Genomic DNA, 17,927 nt, shown 5'->3' on the forward strand with positions numbered 1-17,927 from the left:
CGGTTTCCCGGGCCGGTTCACCGGTCCGGTGCCGCCGCCCGCCGACCCTGCCTCCTAAAGACCCTGCCCCCCGCAGCCGTAAACGGCGGCGGGGGGTGCGTTCGTCCATGGGCGGCCGCACCCGAATCGATCCATCGTGGGGTGTCCGTCGCATGGCCGAATCCGGGGTCCACAACATCTTCCAAGCGCTCGAACAGGGCGATCATCCGCTTGCGGCCCAGCGCGCGCGCAGCCGCCTCGCCGATCATCCGACCGACGGCGAGGCCTGGTTCCTCCTGGGCATCGCGGAGCGCGCACTGGGCGATCCCCGGGCCGCCGCCGAGAGCTACCGGCGGGCGCTGGTCACTCACGACGCCCACGCGGACGTCTGGTTCAATCTGGGCAACGCGCTGCTGGACTGCGAGGAGCAGGCTCCGGCGCTCGAAGCCTTCGCTCAAGCCGTGGCGCGCCAGCCCGACCATTCGCGCGCACTGCAGCAGATCGTCCGCCTGGCGGGAATCCTCGGACGCGCAGACGTGGCCGAGGCCGCGACGGCAAAGCTGCTGGCGCTGGAACCGGACAACGTCGACATCCTCACTTCGAGACTTCGCAGCCTGCGCGAGGCAGGCCGCTGGAACGAAGCGCTCACTCTCTTTCAAGGCTCGCTGCCACGTGGGCTGGAGCATGCCGGCTTCCTCATGGAAGGGCGCAGGTCCTGGAGCACCAGGGGGGACTACCGGGCGCTGGCCGTGCTGTTCGAACGGCTCGACCAGCTCCAGCCCGGCAACGCGCTGGTCAAGTTTCATCTGGGTCTGAACCGGCTGCGGATCCAGCAGAACAGCGCCGCCATCGGTCCTCTGCGCGAGGCCGAGGCCTTGGGTCTGAAGGAGCGCGCCCTGTTCGTGAACCTGGGAACGGCGCTCGCGCGGCTCGACCAGGTCGACGAGGCGCTGCGCTATCTCGAACAGGCGGTGCCCGAATACCACCTGGATCCGAGCGCATACGTGTACACGTTCGCGCTCAAACAGAAGCTGTGCGACTGGCGCGGCCACGACACGCTGAAGGAACGGCTGCTCGATCCGGTGCTGGCCCCTGCCAAGGCGGATGCCTATCCCGCGCTGCCGTTTCCGCTGACAGCCTATCCGGGGCCCATCGACGAGGCGCAGCAGCTGGTGATCGCGAGGCGTTTCGCCGCCTTCGTGTCCCGCGGAATCGTGCCGTTCGAGAGCCACCCCTGGACCGGAACGCACAAGCGGATCCGGGTGGGGTATCTGTCGGCCGACTTCCACGACCATGCCACGGCGCATCTCATGCTGGGCATGTTCAAGCGCCACGACAAGAGCCGTTTCGAAGTATTCGCTTACTCGTACGGCATAGAGGACGGCTCTGACTATCGCCGCCGGATCAAGGCGGAGGTGGAACACTTCGTCGATCTGGCGCCGCTCACCGACCGGGATGCGGCCCGCCGCATCCATGCGGACGAGATCGACGTGCTGGTCGACCTGAAGGGATACACGCGCGAAGCCCGGACGGCCATCCTGGCCTACTGCCCGTCGCCGGTGCAGGTGGCCTGGCTCGGCTACCCGGGGAGCATGGGGGCCGCCTACATCGACTACGCCCTGGTGGACGCGACGGTGGTCCCGCCATCGCAGCAGGTCCACTACAGTGAGCGCCTGCTCTACATGCCCCACACCTACCAGGTGAACGACGACGAGCAGGCGATCGACCCCGACGTTCCCACGCGGGCGGACGCGGGTCTGCCGGCGCGCGCCCTGGTGTTCTGCTGCTTCTGCGCGCACTACAAGATCGACCCGACGATCTTCGACGCCTGGATGCGCATTCTCAAGGCGGTTCCCGGCAGCGTGCTGTGGCTGATCGACGGCTACGAGGCCGCGCGCCGGAACCTGCGCGCCGCGGCCGAAGCGGCCGGCGTGGACCCCAAGCGCCTCATCTTCGCGCCCAGGGAGAAGAAGGCAAGGCACCTGGCGCGGCATCGGCTGGCCGACCTGTTCCTGGACACCTGGGCCTACAACGCCCACACGACCATGAGCGACGCCCTGTGGGCCGGACTTCCGGCGATCACCTGCCCGGGCCAGACCTTCGCCCGCCGCGTGGGCGCGAGCCTGCTCAAGGCGTGCGGTCTGGAAGAACTGATCGCGCCCGATCTCGATGCCTACGTCCGGATGGCCGTGGACCTGGCGAGGGACCGCAAGCGCCGCGATGCATTGCGCGAGACCCTCGCCGCGCGCCGGCTGACGGCCCCGCTCTTCGACACGGCGGGTTTCGTGCGGGACTGGGAAGCGCGGCTGGTCGAAGTCGCTCCGGTAGCGAAGGACGACCGCGAACGCCGCCAACGCGAGGAAGCCCTGATGATGGGCGCCTTGCAGGCCCTCGACCGGGACGAGAACGCCCAGGCCGTGACGGCGCTGGAGCCCCTGCTCGATGCCGGCTGCGACCGCCCGGACGCCTGGAACCTCTATGCGGTGGCGCTGCGCCGCCAGAAGCGGTTCGACCTCGCGTCCCTGGCCTACCGCCGTGGCATCGGACTCAAGCCCGATTACGCCGAGATGATCGGCAACTACGCCAATCTGCTGCGCGAGCAGGACCACATCGAGGAATCCCTGCCGCTCTACCGCGAGGCCGTGCGTCTCGCGCCCAGGAACCGGCCGGCGCTCACCAATCTGGCGGCCGCGCTGGCTGCCTACGGGCGTCCGGAACCGCAACTCATGGCGCTGTCGGTGGCCGAGGACCTGGAGCCGGACAATCCCGACACGCACTGGGACAAGGCGCTGGCCCTGCTGATGATGGGCCGGCTGCGCGACGGGCTGCAGGAATACGAGTGGCGCTACCGCCGCAACCAGCCGCCCAAGCGCGAGTATCCGCAGCCGCTCTGGAAGGGCGAACTGCTGCACGGGCGGCGCATCTTCCTCCATTGGGAGCAGGGCTACGGCGACGTCATCCAGTTCCTCCGCTTCGTGCCGCTGGTGGTCGCCGCCGGCGGCCAGGTGGTCCTCGAAGTGCAGCCGGGACTCAAGCGCCTCGTGTCTGGCATCGACGGGGTCGTCGACGTGATCGAAGCCCCCGCCCAGCCGCCCGCCTTCGACGTCTGGCAGTCGCTGCTGTCCGTGCCGCTCGTGCTGGGCATCGACGAGACGACACTGCCGGCCGAGTGCCCCTATGTCCACGCGCCCGACGACCTGCGCGTCCACTGGCGCAAGCGTCTCGGCGCGAAGTCGACCCGTCCCCGCATCGGACTGGTATGGGCTGGCAATCCGAACGTGAAGAACGACCGGCTGCGCTCGCCCCGGCTGTCGCCGCTCCTGCCTCTGCTCGACTTCAAGGACGTCGACTGGGTGCTGCTGCAGCAGGGGGACGGACGGAAGGATCTGGAAGGCCTCAGGCTCCCCTCGAATGTCCGTGACTTCGGCGTGGAGGCGAAGGACTTCGCCGACACCGCGGCGATCATGAGCGAGCTGGATCTGGTCATCAGTTCCGACACCTCGACCGCTCATCTCGCGGCGGCGCTGGGCTGCCCGACGTGGGTGCTGCTGCACTATGCGTCCGACTGGCGCTGGGGGCTCGGCGATTCCACGCCGTGGTACCCGCAGGCCCGTCTGTTCCGGCAGGCCCAGTACGCGCGCTGGGACGGCGTCGTGAAGCAGGTGCGCGACGCGCTGCTGGATACCTTCGATGTCGCGAAACCGAAGGTGCCGCGCAAGCATGCGTCGCCCGCCACCACCGCGGAGGAGGTTCCCCCCATGCTGGCTGAAGCGTTCGCGCTGTACCGCAAGGGCAGCCCGCACCTCGCGCGCATGGCGGCACGAGCGGCCCTCGGCACGCACCCGCAGCGTCCGGATGCCTGGTGTCTGCTGGGCGTCGTGGAGCGTGCGCTTGGCGATGCCGAAGCCGCCGAGCGCGCCTACCGCAAGGCCATCGAACTTCTGCCTGGCTATGGGGATGCCTGGTTCAACCTGGGCAACCTGCACCGCGGCGCCCGGCGGCTGGAGCAGGCAAAGGCCGCCTACGAGGAAGTCATTCGCCAGCAGCCGGCCCACGCGCAGGCGCTGAGCCTGCTCTCGGATGTGATGCGCGAGTTGCAGGACCTGCCTGCCGCCGAAAGGCTCGCGCGCACGGCGGTCGACACCCAGCCGGAGTTCGCCGAGGCGTGGGGCCATCTGGGCAACGCGCTCAACGATCTGGAGCGCTTCGACGAAGCCGCGCAGTGTTACGAACGTGCACTGCAACTGCCCAATCCCCCGGCCGAAACGCACTACAACAAGGGTGTGGCACTGCAACGTGCCGGACACGTGGTGGAATCGATCGAGTGCTACCGCACGATCCTCGCGGCGAAGCCGGCCGAGGTGAACGCGCACTACAACCTGGCGACCGCGCTGCTGACGCTCGGCCAGTTCGAGGAAGGTTTCCGCGAGTACGAATGGCGGCTGCAGAAGCCCGACCTGCGCGAGCGCACCTATGCGCAACCTGCCTGGAGGGGCGAATCGCTCGCGGGCAAGCGGATCCTCCTCTATTGGGAACAGGGGTACGGCGACACGCTGCAGTTTCTCCGATTCCTGCCGCTGCTCGCGGAGCGCGGTGCGCGGATCGTCCTGGAACTGCAGGCCGGACTGAAGACCCTCGCCGCGCCGTTGCCGGGCGTGGAGGCGGTGTTCGACGCAGGAGAAACGCTTCCGCCCTTCGACGTCCACGCGCCGCTCATCTCGGTGCCCGCGCGTCTGGGGCTCGATGCAGGCCGTCTGCCCAGCCGGATTCCCTATCTGTCCGTTCCGGCGGAACTGACCGCCCGCTGGCGCCTGCGCCTGGGCCGGAAGGAGAAGCCGCTGCGCGTGGGGCTGGTGTGGGGCGGCAATCCCAACGTGCGCAGCGATCGGGTGCGATCGCCCCGGTTGAAGCCGCTGCTGCCGCTCATCCGCATTCCCGGCATTCAGTGGATCGTCCTGCAGCAGGGCGACGGCCGGCGCGATCTGGAAGCGCTTCGTCCCGAAGGGGACGTCCTGGACATCGCCCCGGAAGTCCGCGATTTCGCCGACACGGGCGCCATCATGAATTCTCTGGACATGATGATCAGTTCGGACACCTCCACGGCGCATCTTGCCGCCGCGCTGGGCGTGCCGACCTGGGCGCTGCTGCACTACGCCGCCGATTGGCGCTGGATGGAAGGCGAGGGGACCGTGTGGTATCCGGAACTGCGGGCCTTCCGGCAGCGTGCTCCCGGCGCGTGGGACGAGGTGGTCAGCCGCGTCGGCAAGGCGCTGGAAACGGCGACCCGGCCCACGCAACGCGAACGGGTGCCGGCATGACGGCGGCTGCGGACAAGGTCATTCTCAACGTGGGCTGCGGCCCGCGCGTCCCCGACAAGCTGCCGGGGGACTTCCGCCGGCCCGGCTGGAGGGAACTGCGGCTGGACATCGACCCCGGCGTGGAGCCGGACGTCGTCGCGTCGCTGGTCGACATGAGCGCCGTCGCGAGCGGCACCTGCGACGCCGTGTGGTCGTCGCACAACCTGGAACATCTCTACGCCTTCGAAGTGCCCAAGGCGCTGGGCGAGTTCCGGCGGGTCCTGAAGCCCGACGGCTTCCTGCTGATCACCCTGCCGGACCTGCAGGCCGTGGCCCGCGTCGTGGCCGAGGACCGGCCCGATGCCGTGCTCATGCGCACCCGCATCAATGGCGAGGAGGGCCCGGCTATCTCCGCGCTGGACATCATGTACGGCCACGACTGGTGGATCGAACGGGGCCGCACCTACATGGCACACCGGACAGGATTCACTGCCCGGAGTCTCGGCGCGAAACTTCTCGCCGCCGGGTTCGCCACCGTGGCCATCCGTCCGGGCAACGCCTTCGACCTGTGGGCCGTCGCCTCGGTGCAGCCCATGCAGGCGGACGTCGGCCTGCTCGAACGGGCCATGGGCACGCAGTTCGCCCCGGCCGGCCGGCCGGCGGCGTTGCCGGCAACGGTCTGATCCGAAGGAATCCGCATGGACCGCATCCGCTTCGTCTGGGAACTTCTGACCGCCAACGGGGAAGCCGCCCATCTGGGCGATTCGCCACGGCCTGAACTGGTGGACCTCGTCACCGGCGAGCCGCGGCGCGCGCTCGATGTGGGATGTCACCGGGGCGCGCTGGGCGCTGCGCTCAAGCAGCGTTTTCCGGGCCTTCACTGCACCGGCATCGAACTGAATCCGGTGACCGCCGAGGCGGCGCGGGAGCGTCTCGACCGCGTTGTCACCGCCGATGTGGAGACGCTGGATCTCGAGACGCAGCCCGAGCTGGCAGAGCCCTTCGATGCGCTGTTCCTGTCCGATGTGCTCGCCGGTCTGCGCGATCCCTGGCGCACCCTCATGCGTCTTTCCGGACTGCTCGAACCGGACGCGCGCATTTACGCCTCCGTACCCAACGCACGCAACTACCGGGTCATCTCCGAGCTGGTGAAAGGCCACTGGACCTACCAGCCGTCAGGCCTGCTGGACGTGACGCAGCTTCGCTTCTTCACGTTGAGCGAGTGCCGCAGGATGTTCGCCGAGACCGGCTACCGCGTGGAGGCCGTCGGGGCAGTGCGGGATCCCCGTGTGCAGCTCGACGGGCCCTTCCGCGCGCCGGTCACGATCATGGACAAGTGGTTCGCCCTGCACGACGTAGACGCCCAGATGGCGATGGAGCTTTCCACCCAGCGCTTCCTGTTCGTGCTTTCCCGGGTGTCCAGCGCCTCCGGAAATGACGGCCACCTTCCGCGTCGTCGTCATCTCCCCGCCGGGATACCGGCACGCCGCCGCCTTTCACGAGATGGCGGAAAGCCTCTACCACGCCATCCGCTCGCTGGGCTACCCCGCGAGCGTCGAGTACAACCGCTTCGCGGCCGGCGCCATCCACATCGTGCTCGGTTCCAATCTGGTGGGCCCGTCCGCCGTCGGCGAGATTCCCGAAGGCTCGATCATCTACAACCTCGAGCAGATCGACGCGACGTCCAAGTGGTGGCACCAGGGACTGCAGGCGCTCGTCTCCCGCTGCGAGACCTGGGACTACAGCGAGCGCAACATCGAGACCTTCGCGCGGCTGGGCGTCAGCCGGCCCGTCATTCACGTGCCGGTCGGCTATGTGCCCGAACTTACGCGCATCGCCGCTTCTCCGGACGAAGACATCGACGTGCTCTTCTACGGCTCGCTCAACGACAGGCGCCGCGCGGTGCTGGACGAACTCAAGGCCCGCGGCCTCAACGTGGTGTCGCTCTTCGGGGTCTACGGTCGGGAGCGCGACGCCTATATCGCGCGCGCCAAGGTCGTCCTCACGCTGCACATGTATCCGGCCAAGATCTTCGAGCAGGTCCGCGTGTCGTATCTGCTTTCCAACCACAAGGCCGTCGTCGCGGAGTGCGACGCCGATTCGGCCGTCGAGCCGGGCGTGGAGAACGCGGTGCGGCTCGCACCCTACGAGAAGCTGGTCGACGCCTGTCTGGAACTGGTGAACCGTCCGGCGGAACGCGCGCAGCTCGCCTATGCCGGCTACCGGTGGATCACGCGCCGAAGCTTCGCGGCCAGTCTCGCTCCGCAACTGGAGCGGCTCGCCCGGGAACGTCGTCTGGACCGGGTCGCGCCCGTGCCCCGGCAACTCAGGATCGGCGGCTTCCAGGTGCCGCTGGACGGCTGGCTCTGCGTGGACGAAGGCAATGCATCCGCCGACATCGTCCTGCGCGCCGGCCATTCGTTGCCGGTCGGGCGCGTGCGCGACACGCTGCGCTACGGCCGTGTCCTGCTGGAAACGGAGGGCTTCGACCTCATCGACGCCGGCAGCTGGCCCACCCGCGTGCACGACTTCGAAGGGTTCATGCACGACTGCGCACGGCTGCTGCGCTTCGGCGGCAGGATGAAGCTGCGCGTCCCACACGATCTGTCCGTGGGGGCCTGGGAGCACCCGCGAACCCGCCGGGCGTTCTCGGAGCGGTCGTTCACCGTGTTCGGCGATGCGCACCTCGCGCTGGGTACATCCTGGTCACGCTGGTCCGCAGGGGCTACCGCGGACTTCCCGGCGCCGAGCAACCAAGAACCGACCGAGCAGACCTGACCTGACACATGCGCGAACTCCTGTGGTCGCACCGGCGACTCTTCTACGCGGTCGCGGTGTTCAGCTTCTTCGTGAACCTGCTGCAGCTCGTGCCGTCCTTCTACTGGATGGCCGTCTTCGACCGCGTCATGACGTCTCGCAGCGAGGCGACGCTGTTCTATCTGACCCTCGGTGTGGCCGGCACCCTGCTGCTCATCATGGTGCTGGAGATTCTGCGGTCCCGGCTGCTGGTGGTGATCACCGTGTGGATCGACAAGAAGGTGGCGCCCGTCATTTTCGACGCCCTGGTCACGCAGGGCGGCCGGCCGGAGCACCCCGCCTATCCGGAAGGCATGCGCGATCTGCACACCTTCCGCAACTACATCACGGGCACCGGGATCTTCGCGCTGTTCGACGCGCCCTGGCTGCCGATCTACCTCCTGATCATCTTCCTGTTCTCCAAGTCGCTCGGCCTGTTCGCCCTGGGCGGCGTGTGCGTGCTGGTGGCCGTGGGCTGGGTCAACGAGAAGCTCTCCCGCAATGCACTGGAGACCATGCACAAGGAGATGGCCAGCTCCTCGCGGTTCGTGGACACGGTGTCGCGCAATGCCGAAAGCGTGCTCACGCTCGGGATGCTGGGCAATGTGCGCAACCGCTGGTCGGAGCTCAACGACCAGTCGCTGTCGCACCAGGCCGTGACGGCCCACGTGGTCGGCTCCACCATCAGTCTCACGCGGCTTGTCCGCCAGGTCGTGCAGATCATGATGCTGTGCGTGGGCGCGTGGCTCATCCTCGAGCAGGACACCTCCCCGGGCATCATGATGGCCGCCACCTTCATCGCCTCCCGGGCGCTGGTGCCGGTCGAGATGCTGTTGTCCAGCTGGACCCAGTTCGCCGAGGCCCGGGCGGCCTACGGCCGTCTCGACGACTTCCTGGTGCGCACGGGCAAGCGCGACGAAGATCGCGTCACTCTCGAAGCGCCCAAGGGCACCGTTTCCGTGGAACGCCTCGTGTTCGTCGTGCCCGGCCGGCCCGAGCCGGTGCTGAAGGGCGTCACCTTCGACGTGCGGCCCGGCGAGTCCATCGGCATCATCGGCCCTTCCGGATCGGGCAAGTCCACGCTCGCGCGCCTGCTCGTCGGGCTGTGGTCCCCCACCGCCGGCAAGGTCCGCTACGACGGCGCCGAGCTCGATCACTGGTCCCAGGACGACCTGGGCAAGCACATCGCCTATCTGCCCCAGACCATCGAACTCTTTTCCGGCACCATCGCCGAGAACATCGCACGCATGGGCAAGGTGGACGCGAAGGAAGTCGTGAAGGCCGCGACCCAGGCCGGCGTGCACGATCTGGTGGTTCACCTGCCCAAGGGCTACATGACCAAGGTATCAGACGGCAACAGCGGTCTGTCGGGTGGGCAGAAGCAGCGGATCGCGCTGGCCCGGGCGCTGTTCGGCGAACCGCGCATCGTGGTGCTCGACGAACCGAACTCGAATCTGGATTCCGAAGGCGAAGCGATGCTGCAGACCGTGCTCGCCGAGCTGAAGGCCCGCGGGGTGACCACGTTCATCATCGCGCATCGGCCCTCGGTGCTGTCGAACGTCGACCGCATCCTGGTCCTGCGCGACGGCATGGTCGAGAAGTTCGCTCCACGCCACGAGATCATGGGCCAGTACACCGGCCCGACGCCGGTGCCGCAGCCCGCCGCCGCGCCCAAGCCGCCCGTGCAGCAGGCGGCCTGAGCCGGTGAAATCGCCCCTTCACTTCATCTTCCGGATCGGCACCCCGGGCAAGCCGCCCGAGGATCCCGGTCCGATCCTGCGCTGGGGCTTCATGCTGATCGGCGTGTTCGTCTTCGGCGGCCTCGCCTGGATGGCGATGGCGCCGCTCGAGGGCGCGGTCGTGAGCGAAGGCGTGGTCAAGGTGCGCAACGAGCGCATCCCGGTCCAGCATCCCAAGGGCGGCATCGTGAGCGCGCTTCGGGTCAAGGACGGCGTGTCGGTACGCCCGGGCCAGTCGCTGTTCGAGATCTCCGAGCCCGCACGGCTGGCGGGCTTCCAGTCGATCCGCTACCAGCACATCTCCGAAACGGCGCGCAATGCCCGCCTGCGTTCGGAGCAGATGCTGTCCTCGAGCGTGGTGTTTCCCCCCACGGTCCTGGGCCGGGCGGAGGATCCCGAGGTCGCGCAGATGGTCCAGCAGGAAGAGACGGTGTTCCGCAACCGCCGCGACGCGCTGCTCATGGCGGAGCAGGCGATGCGGCGCGAGATGTCGCTCATCCGCGAGGAACGGGTCCAGCTCAACGAGCGCTCGCGCACGCAGAAGGAAGCCGTCAGCCTCGCGACCGAACAGCTCACCGCCAACGAGGATCTCGTGGCCCTGGGCTTCGTGTCGCGGCAGCGCATGCTGGAACTCAAGCGCGCCCAGGTGTCCGAGCAGGCGAGCGCGGGGCAGCTGGAAGCCGACCGGCTGCGAGCCGACCAGCGCCTGGCCGAGCTGGACCGCCGGGTGGCGGAACTGCGCAATCAGTTCTTCGAGGGCGTGGCCCAGGAATTGAAGGCGAGCGACGACCGCCTGCACCAGCTGGAGCAGAGCATGTCGGCGCAGCAGACGGAAGTGCAGCGCGACACCATCACGGCGCCCGTCGAGGGCACCGTCATGAACATGCGCTCGCTGTCGGTGGGGACGGCGATCGCGCCGATGCAGACGGTGATGGAGATCGTGCCCTCCGACGACTCGCTGTTCGTGGAGATTCCCATCCAGCCGCGGGACATCCGGTACGTGCACATCGGCGGTCGCGCGGACGTGCAGATCTCCGGCTGGAACCGCCGCACGATGCCCATGCTCGAGGCGTCGGTGGACTACATCTCGGCCGACGTCATGCGGGTTCGCGACGACCTGACGGCCTACATCGTCCGGCTCAAGATCCAGAAACCCATGAGCAAGGGCGAGACGGAACCGCTCAAACCCGGCATGCAGACCATCGTGTATGTGCGCACGCCGGCCAAGACGATTCTGGACTACCTCCTCGAGCCGCTCATCGATTCGATGCGCTCCGCCTTCCGGGAACCGGCCTGAACGCTCACGGAAGGGGGGCGGTCCGCGGATTGCCCGCAGCGTCGCGGCCCGGCGACAGGCACGCCGGCCATGACGTCCGGGGGGTCGGGGCGGCATAATGCAGGGTGTCACATCGGTGCGCCCTGGGGGAAGGTCCGGTCAACACATGCGGGTCGCCTTGCCGCCGGAATCGTGCAATGCCCAGGCGGGGCCGACGACAGGCTGGAACTCCGGCAGGAGCGTGAACGTCAACGAACGCTCATCTTTTGGCATGGTCGATGCGTGGCCCTGCCTCGATCCGTGGTATTCACCTCAATCAAACGAGCGGCGAACGAAGCCATGCGGATGACCATCAAGATCGTGTCGGTAGGAGGCAAACCCTTCGACGGACCTGTCGCGGTCTTCGACGACCGGGGCGGGACCATCGGCCGGCGGGTCGACTGTACCCTGGTGATTCCCGACAAGGAACGGCACGTTTCCCGCATCCACGCCGTCATCGCGTGCACTCCGCAGGGGTTCATCCTGCACGACCAGGGTTCCTTCCTGCCGGTGCGCGTCAACGGGATGCGGGTCGGCTACGGGTTGGAAGCGCCCGTCTGCGAGGGCGACGAGCTGCAGATCGGCCCCTTCGGCATGCGGGTCCAGGAAATGGAAACGGCCTGGGACATCGCCATGCGCGGCAGCAATCCCTTCGACAGGGCGGTGGCGGCACGGGCCGCTCAGTCGCCGGCGCCGAGACGTGCGCGGCAGCCCTCCCTGACCGAGGCGGCGCATTCCTTCACCATCACTGACCTGGGCGGAGACGGCGCGACGCCGGTGGATATCGTGCTGGACGCGGGCAGCGAACCCGCCCCGCAGCCTGTCGCTCCTGAACCTGCGCCCGCCGTACAGGAAACCAAGCCGCGGAGTCCGTCTCGCAAGAGCAGACGCGCCGACAAGACGATCCCGCCCGTGGTCGAGGTCGTTCATCCCGGGGTGGAAAGCGCGACGGCCGCGCCAGTGGAACCGCCGCCCGCTCCGGCAGAACCTTCGACCCCATTCGCGCCCAACGCGGCCATGGGCACGCCAACGGAAGCCGTCTCTGCTGCGGCGGACGAGAAGCCCGCGCGCAAGCCGCGCCGGACGAAAGCGCCCAACTCCACCTTCGAGCTCCTTGCGAGGCGCCTCGAAGCCAAGACGGACCAGGCCTACCAACCGTTCATGCCGGCGGTCTGGGAGGAGGGCGGCACCGCCCCCGCGGCATTGTCTCCCGAGGCGCCCGCGGCCCCTGCCCGGGAAGAGCCGCCCGCCGCAATGCCCGACGGGAACGTGGACGTCTCCAACGTCGCTTCGTTTCCCGCGACCGCTTCTGCGCCTGCCGCCGACTTCGCCATCGGTCCGGCCGAGCGCTTCGGCCACCTGCTCGCGGCTGCCGTCGGCGAACGGTCGCCGGAATCCCGCGAGACGCCTTCAGCGTCCGAGCAGGCTGTCGAAGTGCCGGACTCCGGCGGCAACGACGAGATGCCGGATCCCAGCCCCGCGGCGATGGTCGCGTTTTCCGGCGAGGATGCGGTGGCGGCAGGCGCGGAGAGCGGCCCGGTCGGCGGCGATTCCGGGGCCGAGGTATCCGCCTCGCCCGCAGCCCCGGATGAGGAGTCCGGCATCGAGGCGGACGAGCCGCCGTCGGAACCGGCGGAATCCCTGGGCAGCGTCGTGCGCCGCCGGCGGCAGCGCGGCGCGCACTCCGTCCTGGAAGTGTGGCGCGACGCTTCGGCGGCCGCGCCGGACCATTCGGCGGCAGCCCAGGCCGACGAGCCGGAAATCGTGCTGGTGCTGCAGCGGGTGGCTCCGGCGGCCGGGAGCGATGCGGCATCCGGGGACGAGTACCTGATTCCCATCCGCCGCCGGAACCGGCGCGGATCGGCCGGTCCTTCCACCGAAACGGCCGGACGCTCGCCCGAGTTCGCGGCCTGAACCTCGCGCGTACGGTGGCATTCCCTGCGGCGCTCATGGCGCCGCAGTTGTTTCAGTAGCCCCGGGACCGGTCCACGACGCCCGACAAGGCCTGTCCCGCGCTCAGCCGGCGAAGATTGGCGATCACCTGACCGGCGGCATCGGCGGCCATGGTGACCGCCGCGATGTGCGGCGTGACCACCACGCGCGGGTGGGTCCAGAGCGGGTGACCCGCCGGCAGCGGTTCGGTCTCGAACACGTCCAGCATGGCTCCCCCCAGTTGCCCGTCGTTTAGCGCCGCCAGCACGTCCTCTTCCACGACGTGTCCGCCGCGGGCGAGATTCACGAGGAACGCTCCGCGGGGCAGACGATCCAGCAACCGCCGGTCGATGATCCGCTGCGTCTGGGGCGTGAGGGGAAGGAAATTCACCAGCGACCGCACCGTTCGCAGCAGACCGTCCAGTGCCCCGGCGCCGCAATGATTCGTCACGCCGGGGACCGTTGCCGGTGTGCGGGTCCAGGCGTGCACCGGGTAGCCCAGCGCCCGCAGCAGCTCCGCGGCCTGCCGGCCCAGCACGCCCAGCCCCAGAATGCCGACAGGAAAATCGCCCGCCATGACGGGTTCGAGCGGCAGCCAGCGCCGCTCGCGCTGGAACGCCGAATATTCGTGCATGCGCCGGTGGAAATGCATGACGCCATAGGCGGCGTACTCGGCCATCTGCCGGCCCATGCCGGCGTCCACCATCCGGGTGACGGGCACGCCCTGCGGAAGATCCGGATCCTCCAGCAGCGCGTCGACGCCCGCTCCGAGCGAGAGGATCGCCCGCAGCCGGGGGAACTGCCCGTGCCAGCCCTTCGGCGGTTTCCAGACCAGGGTGCAGTCGACGCTTCCCGGATCGGCGATGTCCGGCCAGACGTCGAACTTCACTTCCGGACAGGCGGCCGCAATGGCATCGCGCCAGGGCCCGGGATCGTCGGTCTTGCTGTAGAACACCAGATGCATGGCGGTCGGAACGGGGAGGTGGACGAAGGACCGAAGCATACCGAGAAGACCGCCGCCTTCTCGCGGGACCGCCCGAGCTTCAGGCCGGAGGCGGTTCCGCCGTGCCCGCGTCCGTCAGTTCCTTCGCGGCGGCCCGGGCCGCGGCGAGCATCTCGTCCGACAGGCGCGGATCCGCCACCGCGCGGGACAGCGCGAGCGCTCCGGTCATGAGAGCCAGCAGCCCCAACGAACGTCGACGCCGTGCCGTGTCCGTCTCGCCGGGCAGGAGCCGCGCCAGGAGCGCCAGCGTGCTTTCGAGTCCCGCCGTGAAGGCGGCCCGCGCTTCATCCGATTGCCGCCGCATCTCCGGGCCCAGCGTCGGCAGCGGGCATCCCTCCCCCGGGTTGTCGCGGTGGGTACGGGAAAGATACCGGCCGAGCAGGCGCTCGAGCGGCTCGCCCGCGCCGGGACGGTTTGCCGCCGCTTCCATCGACGCCGCCATCCCCGCCAGCGCACGTCCGCACACCTCGGCCACCAATTCGTCCTTGGACCTGAAGTGGGTGTAGAAACCGCCATGGGTGAGCCCGGCTTCCGCCATGAGATCGGCCACTCCCGTGGCGTCGATGCCGCGGCTGCGGAAGCGCCGCGCAGCCGCCGCGACGATGGTCTCGCGCGTGTTCGCTGTCTGCTCCCTGGAACGTCGCATGATGGATCCTTGCGCTCTAGAATAGATGATGATCATAATGTAAAAAGAATCCGGTGCAAGCGCGACGGCGGACGAACCGTCCGGTGCCGGGTGTTTCTCTCCCTACAGGCGGCGGCGCGGTGACTCCCGAACAGCGAATCTACGGTGTGGTACCTCCGGAGCAGGCACGGACACTTTCCGGCCTCGAGTGGATGCAGGGCTGGGCCGAGGGCAGGCTTCCGGCCCCGCCCATCGGCCAGGTGTTCGACTTCGACATCTCCCAGGTGGAACCGGGGCGCGTCGTCTTCGCGGGCGCGCCCGACGCACGCTTCTACAACCCCATCGGCACCATCCACGGAGGGTATGCGGCCACTCTGCTCGACTCCTGCATGGGGTGCGCCGTGCACACCACGCTGGCGCCGGGCCAATGGCATACGACGCTCGAGATCAAGATCAACTACGTTCGCGCCATGAACGACCGCACGGGGCCTGTCACCGCCGAAGGGCGTGTGCTGCACGCGGGCCGTCAGGTCGCCACGGCCGAGGGTTTTCTGCGGGACAGCCAGGGACGGCTGATGGCCCACGGCACCACCACCTGCATGGTGTTCGCATCATGACCGCGGGCCACTGGCGCACCCCTGCCGCCGTTCTTGCGTGCGGCGCGATCATCCTGACCGTTGCCATGGGCACCCGGCAGGGTTTCGGTCTTTTCCTCCAGCCCATGGTGCAGGAGTTCGGCTGGGGCCGGACGACGTTCTCCTTCGCCATGGCCCTGTCCAACCTGCTGACCGGCGTATTCCAGCCCGTGTTCGGCGCGGTCGCCGACCGGTTGGGAGCCGCGCGGGTGGTGGCCGCGAGCGCGGTGCTGTATGCCGTGGGCCTCGCCTTGATGCCGGCATCCGATACCGCCTGCTGCTGAATCTGAGCGCGGGAGTCCTGATCGGGCTCGCCCTTTCGGGGACGATGTTCGGCGTGATCCTGGGCGTGATCGGGCGCGCCTATCCGCCCGAGCGCCGCAGCTTCGCGCTTGGCGTGGCGACTGCCGGCGGCTCGTTCGGCCAGTTCGTCATGCTGCCCCTCACCCAGTGGCTCATCGCGTCCATGGGCTGGAAGGGCGCGCTGTACGCGCTGGCGGCCGTGGTGCTGGTGATCGTTCCGCTGGCGGTGTCGCTCGTCGAGCGGCGCGCGCCCCACGATGCGCAGGCCAGACAGCAGTCGCTGGGCGAGGCGCTGCGGGAGGCGAGCCGAGAGCCGGGGTTCTGGTATCTCGTCGCAGGCTTCTTCGTCTGCGGATTCCAGGTGGCCTTCATCCAGGTGCATCTGCCCGCCTTCCTCATCGACTCGGGTCTCGCTGCGTCGGTCGGCGCCATGGCGCTCGCGCTCATCGGTCTGTTCAACATCGCAGGGTCGTTCCTGGCCGGTGCCCTGGGCGGCCGCTACAGCAAGAAACTGCTGTTGTCGGGCATCTACTTCGCGCGTGCCGTGGTGATCGGTCTTTTCCTGTGGTTCCCGCTCACGCCCTGGACCGTCTACGCCTTCGCCGCCGGAATCGGCTTTCTCTGGCTGGGCACGGTGCCACTCACCAACGGTCTCGTGGGACAGATCTTCGGTGTGCGGTTCGTGGCCACGCTCTTCGGCATCGTCTTCTTCAGCCACCAGGTCGGAAGTTTCCTGGGAGTCTGGCTCGGCGGCTATCTGTACGACGCGACGGGGTCCTACCACCTGGTCTGGTGGGGCGCGATCGGACTGTCGATCCTGGCCGGTCTGGTGAATCTTCCCATCGACGAGCGGCCCCTGGCCCGCCGCACACCTGCGCACGCGTGAGAACCGGGTGATAGTCCGGCGCGTGCGCCGGACTATCATCGGCGTCCCCCGACTTCTCAGGACCCAGTGCCATGGATCTCAAGCTCCAGGACAAGACCGCCTTCATCTCCGGTTCCAGCAAGGGCATCGGTCTGGCCATCGCCAAGGTGCTCGCGGCAGAAGGCTGCAAGGTGATCGTGAACGGGCGCACCGACGAAGCCGTCGCCTCGGGAATGCAGGGCGTGCGCGACAGCGCGCCCGGCGCAGCGGTCGAAGGCTTCGTCGCGGATCTGTCCACCGCGCAGGGAGCCGATGAAGCGGCGCGGCGCATCCCGGCTGTGGACATCCTCGTCAACAACCTCGGCATCTTCGAACGCAAGCCGTTCGAGCAGATCGCCGACGAAGACTGGCAGCGATACTTCGACGTGAACGTGATGAGCGGCGTGCGCCTGTCGCGCGTCTACCTCCCGGGCATGAAGGAGCGCAACTGGGGACGCGTCGTCTTCATCAGCAGCGAGAGCGGCATCCAGATTCCGCCCGACATGATCCACTACGGCATGACCAAGACGGCGCAGATGGCCATCTCCCGCGGGCTGGCCGAGACTTGCGTCGGGACCGGCGTGACCGTCAACACCGTGCTGCCAGGTCCCACGCTCTCGGATGGAAATCGCGCGGCGATCGCGAAGCGCGCGCCCGGCAAGACGATCCCCGAGGTGGAAAAGGACTTCTTCGAACGTGTCCGCCCCAGTTCGCTGCTCAAGCGCTACGCGACCCCCGAGGAAGTGGCGACGATGGTCGCGTACGTGTGCAGCCCGCTCGCGTCAGCGACGAACGGCGCAGCGCTGCGTGTGGAAGGCGGCGTGGTGCGAGCCTGCTTCGGCTGAGGGGTCCGGGCATCGCCCGGCCAGGAGCGATCTTCCCCGGGCCACCGCGAATCACTTCGGACGCAGCGATCGCACGTAGGCGATGACCTTGAGAATCTCGTCCGGCGTCATTCGCTCGTTGAAGGGCTGCATGGCGCCCGCCGCGCCGCCGTAGACGATCTCGAACATGCCCAGATCGGTATGGGAACGTTTGTAGTTGTACACGTCGTCGACTAGGCTCGGACCCATCCGGCCCGAGGCGTCGGCAAGGTGGCAGATCTGGCACCACTGCTCGAACCGCTGCTTTCCGTCGGCCGCCGCCTGTGCGTTCCCGATGTAGGGGTTGCGGCCGGTCCGCACGAACTCGGAGACGGCCGGCGGCACGTCGCTGCCTTGCAGAGCCGCCATGTCGAGCGGCTCGTCGTCCACGGCGCTGCGGAGCACGATGGGTGAGCCGGCGCCCTCGTGCGTCACCGCGGGAAAGGGGGCAAGCGCGACGAGCACGACAACGGCTCGCGCGACGACGCGACCGCTCATCCTGGGCAATTCCAATCTCATTTCGGTTCTCCGGAACG

Annotated in this window: 11 protein-coding genes and 1 pseudogene; 9 read left to right on the top strand and 3 right to left on the bottom strand. The window is 68.4% G+C overall.

Going from position 1 to position 17,927, the window contains the following annotated elements:
- The first annotated feature begins 152 nt into the window (after window positions 1-152).
- The 6 genes from IPK20_05770 to IPK20_05795 all read left to right on the top strand — a co-directional run bounded on the left by IPK20_05770 (window position 153) and on the right by IPK20_05795 (window position 13,040).
- Entirely contained in the window at window positions 153-5,297 is a 5,145-nt protein-coding gene (locus IPK20_05770; protein ID MBK8016268.1) for a tetratricopeptide repeat protein, read from the top strand.
- Complete coding sequence (locus IPK20_05775; GenBank protein ID MBK8016269.1) at window positions 5,294-5,959, top strand: methyltransferase domain-containing protein; 666 nt, start codon at window positions 5,294-5,296, stop codon at window positions 5,957-5,959. Before IPK20_05770 ends, IPK20_05775 begins: the two co-directional genes overlap by 4 nt.
- A 15-nt stretch (window positions 5,960-5,974) precedes the next feature.
- A complete protein-coding gene (locus IPK20_05780; GenBank protein ID MBK8016270.1) occupies window positions 5,975-8,059 on the top strand; it encodes a class I SAM-dependent methyltransferase in 2,085 nt (694 codons plus the stop codon).
- 3 nt (window positions 8,060-8,062) lie between these two features.
- The gene (locus IPK20_05785; GenBank protein MBK8016271.1) at window positions 8,063-9,772 is read left to right on the top strand and encodes a type I secretion system permease/ATPase; all 1,710 of its coding nucleotides are present in this window, start codon (window positions 8,063-8,065) and stop codon (window positions 9,770-9,772) included.
- Window positions 9,773-9,776: 4 nt separating this feature from the next.
- A complete protein-coding gene (locus tag IPK20_05790) occupies window positions 9,777-11,108 on the top strand; it encodes an HlyD family type I secretion periplasmic adaptor subunit (protein ID MBK8016272.1) in 1,332 nt (443 codons plus the stop codon).
- A gap of 324 nt (window positions 11,109-11,432) precedes the next feature.
- The gene (locus tag IPK20_05795; GenBank protein MBK8016273.1) at window positions 11,433-13,040 is read left to right on the top strand and encodes an FHA domain-containing protein; all 1,608 of its coding nucleotides are present in this window, start codon (window positions 11,433-11,435) and stop codon (window positions 13,038-13,040) included.
- Window positions 13,041-13,092: 52 nt separating this feature from the next.
- Here the strand turns inward: IPK20_05795 and IPK20_05800 are convergent, their stop codons facing one another.
- Entirely contained in the window at window positions 13,093-14,022 is a 930-nt protein-coding gene (locus IPK20_05800; protein ID MBK8016274.1) for a glyoxylate/hydroxypyruvate reductase A, read from the bottom strand.
- Between the two features lie 79 nt (window positions 14,023-14,101).
- On the bottom strand, window positions 14,102-14,707 hold the full coding sequence (locus IPK20_05805) for a TetR/AcrR family transcriptional regulator (GenBank protein MBK8016275.1): 606 nt from the start codon (window positions 14,705-14,707) through the stop codon (window positions 14,102-14,104).
- 191 nt (window positions 14,708-14,898) lie between these two features.
- Here IPK20_05805 and IPK20_05810 point away from each other — a divergent pair, with 191 nt between their 5' ends.
- The 3 genes and pseudogenes from IPK20_05810 (at window position 14,899) to IPK20_05820 (ending at window position 17,373) form a co-directional block, all read left to right on the top strand.
- A complete protein-coding gene (locus IPK20_05810; GenBank protein MBK8016276.1) occupies window positions 14,899-15,303 on the top strand; it encodes a PaaI family thioesterase in 405 nt (134 codons plus the stop codon).
- Window positions 15,300-16,510, top strand: a pseudogene (locus tag IPK20_05815) (MFS transporter). The gene IPK20_05810 and the pseudogene IPK20_05815 overlap by 4 nt, the downstream one beginning before the upstream one ends.
- 71 nt (window positions 16,511-16,581) lie before the next feature.
- The gene (locus IPK20_05820) at window positions 16,582-17,373 is read left to right on the top strand and encodes an SDR family oxidoreductase (protein ID MBK8016277.1); all 792 of its coding nucleotides are present in this window, start codon (window positions 16,582-16,584) and stop codon (window positions 17,371-17,373) included.
- 51 nt (window positions 17,374-17,424) lie between these two features.
- On the opposite strand, the gene IPK20_05825 is transcribed toward IPK20_05820, so the two are convergent.
- Window positions 17,425-17,910, bottom strand: a complete 486-nt coding sequence (locus IPK20_05825; protein MBK8016278.1) for a c-type cytochrome — start codon at window positions 17,908-17,910, stop codon at window positions 17,425-17,427.
- Between the last annotated feature and the right edge of the window lie 17 nt (window positions 17,911-17,927).

It is taken from the genome of Betaproteobacteria bacterium (genome assembly GCA_016713305.1).
In the GTDB taxonomy this organism is placed as follows: domain Bacteria; phylum Pseudomonadota; class Gammaproteobacteria; order Burkholderiales.

What these genes read in the sequence shown, in the direction of transcription:
- IPK20_05770 (MBK8016268.1), top strand. Translation starts at nt 153, where the DNA reads ATGGCCGAATCCGGGGTCCACAACATCTTCCAAGCGCTCGAACAGGGC.
- IPK20_05775 (MBK8016269.1), top strand. Translation starts at nt 5,294, where the DNA reads ATGACGGCGGCTGCGGACAAGGTCATTCTCAACGTGGGCTGCGGCCCG.
- IPK20_05780 (MBK8016270.1), top strand. Translation starts at nt 5,975, where the DNA reads ATGGACCGCATCCGCTTCGTCTGGGAACTTCTGACCGCCAACGGGGAA.
- IPK20_05785 (MBK8016271.1), top strand. Translation starts at nt 8,063, where the DNA reads ATGCGCGAACTCCTGTGGTCGCACCGGCGACTCTTCTACGCGGTCGCG.
- IPK20_05795 (MBK8016273.1), top strand. Translation starts at nt 11,433, where the DNA reads ATGACCATCAAGATCGTGTCGGTAGGAGGCAAACCCTTCGACGGACCT.
- IPK20_05800 (MBK8016274.1), bottom strand. Translation starts at nt 14,022, where the DNA reads ATGCATCTGGTGTTCTACAGCAAGACCGACGATCCCGGGCCCTGGCGC.
- IPK20_05805 (MBK8016275.1), bottom strand. Translation starts at nt 14,707, where the DNA reads ATGCGACGTTCCAGGGAGCAGACAGCGAACACGCGCGAGACCATCGTC.
- IPK20_05810 (MBK8016276.1), top strand. Translation starts at nt 14,899, where the DNA reads ATGCAGGGCTGGGCCGAGGGCAGGCTTCCGGCCCCGCCCATCGGCCAG.
- IPK20_05820 (MBK8016277.1), top strand. Translation starts at nt 16,582, where the DNA reads ATGGATCTCAAGCTCCAGGACAAGACCGCCTTCATCTCCGGTTCCAGC.
- IPK20_05825 (MBK8016278.1), bottom strand. Translation starts at nt 17,910, where the DNA reads ATGAGATTGGAATTGCCCAGGATGAGCGGTCGCGTCGTCGCGCGAGCC.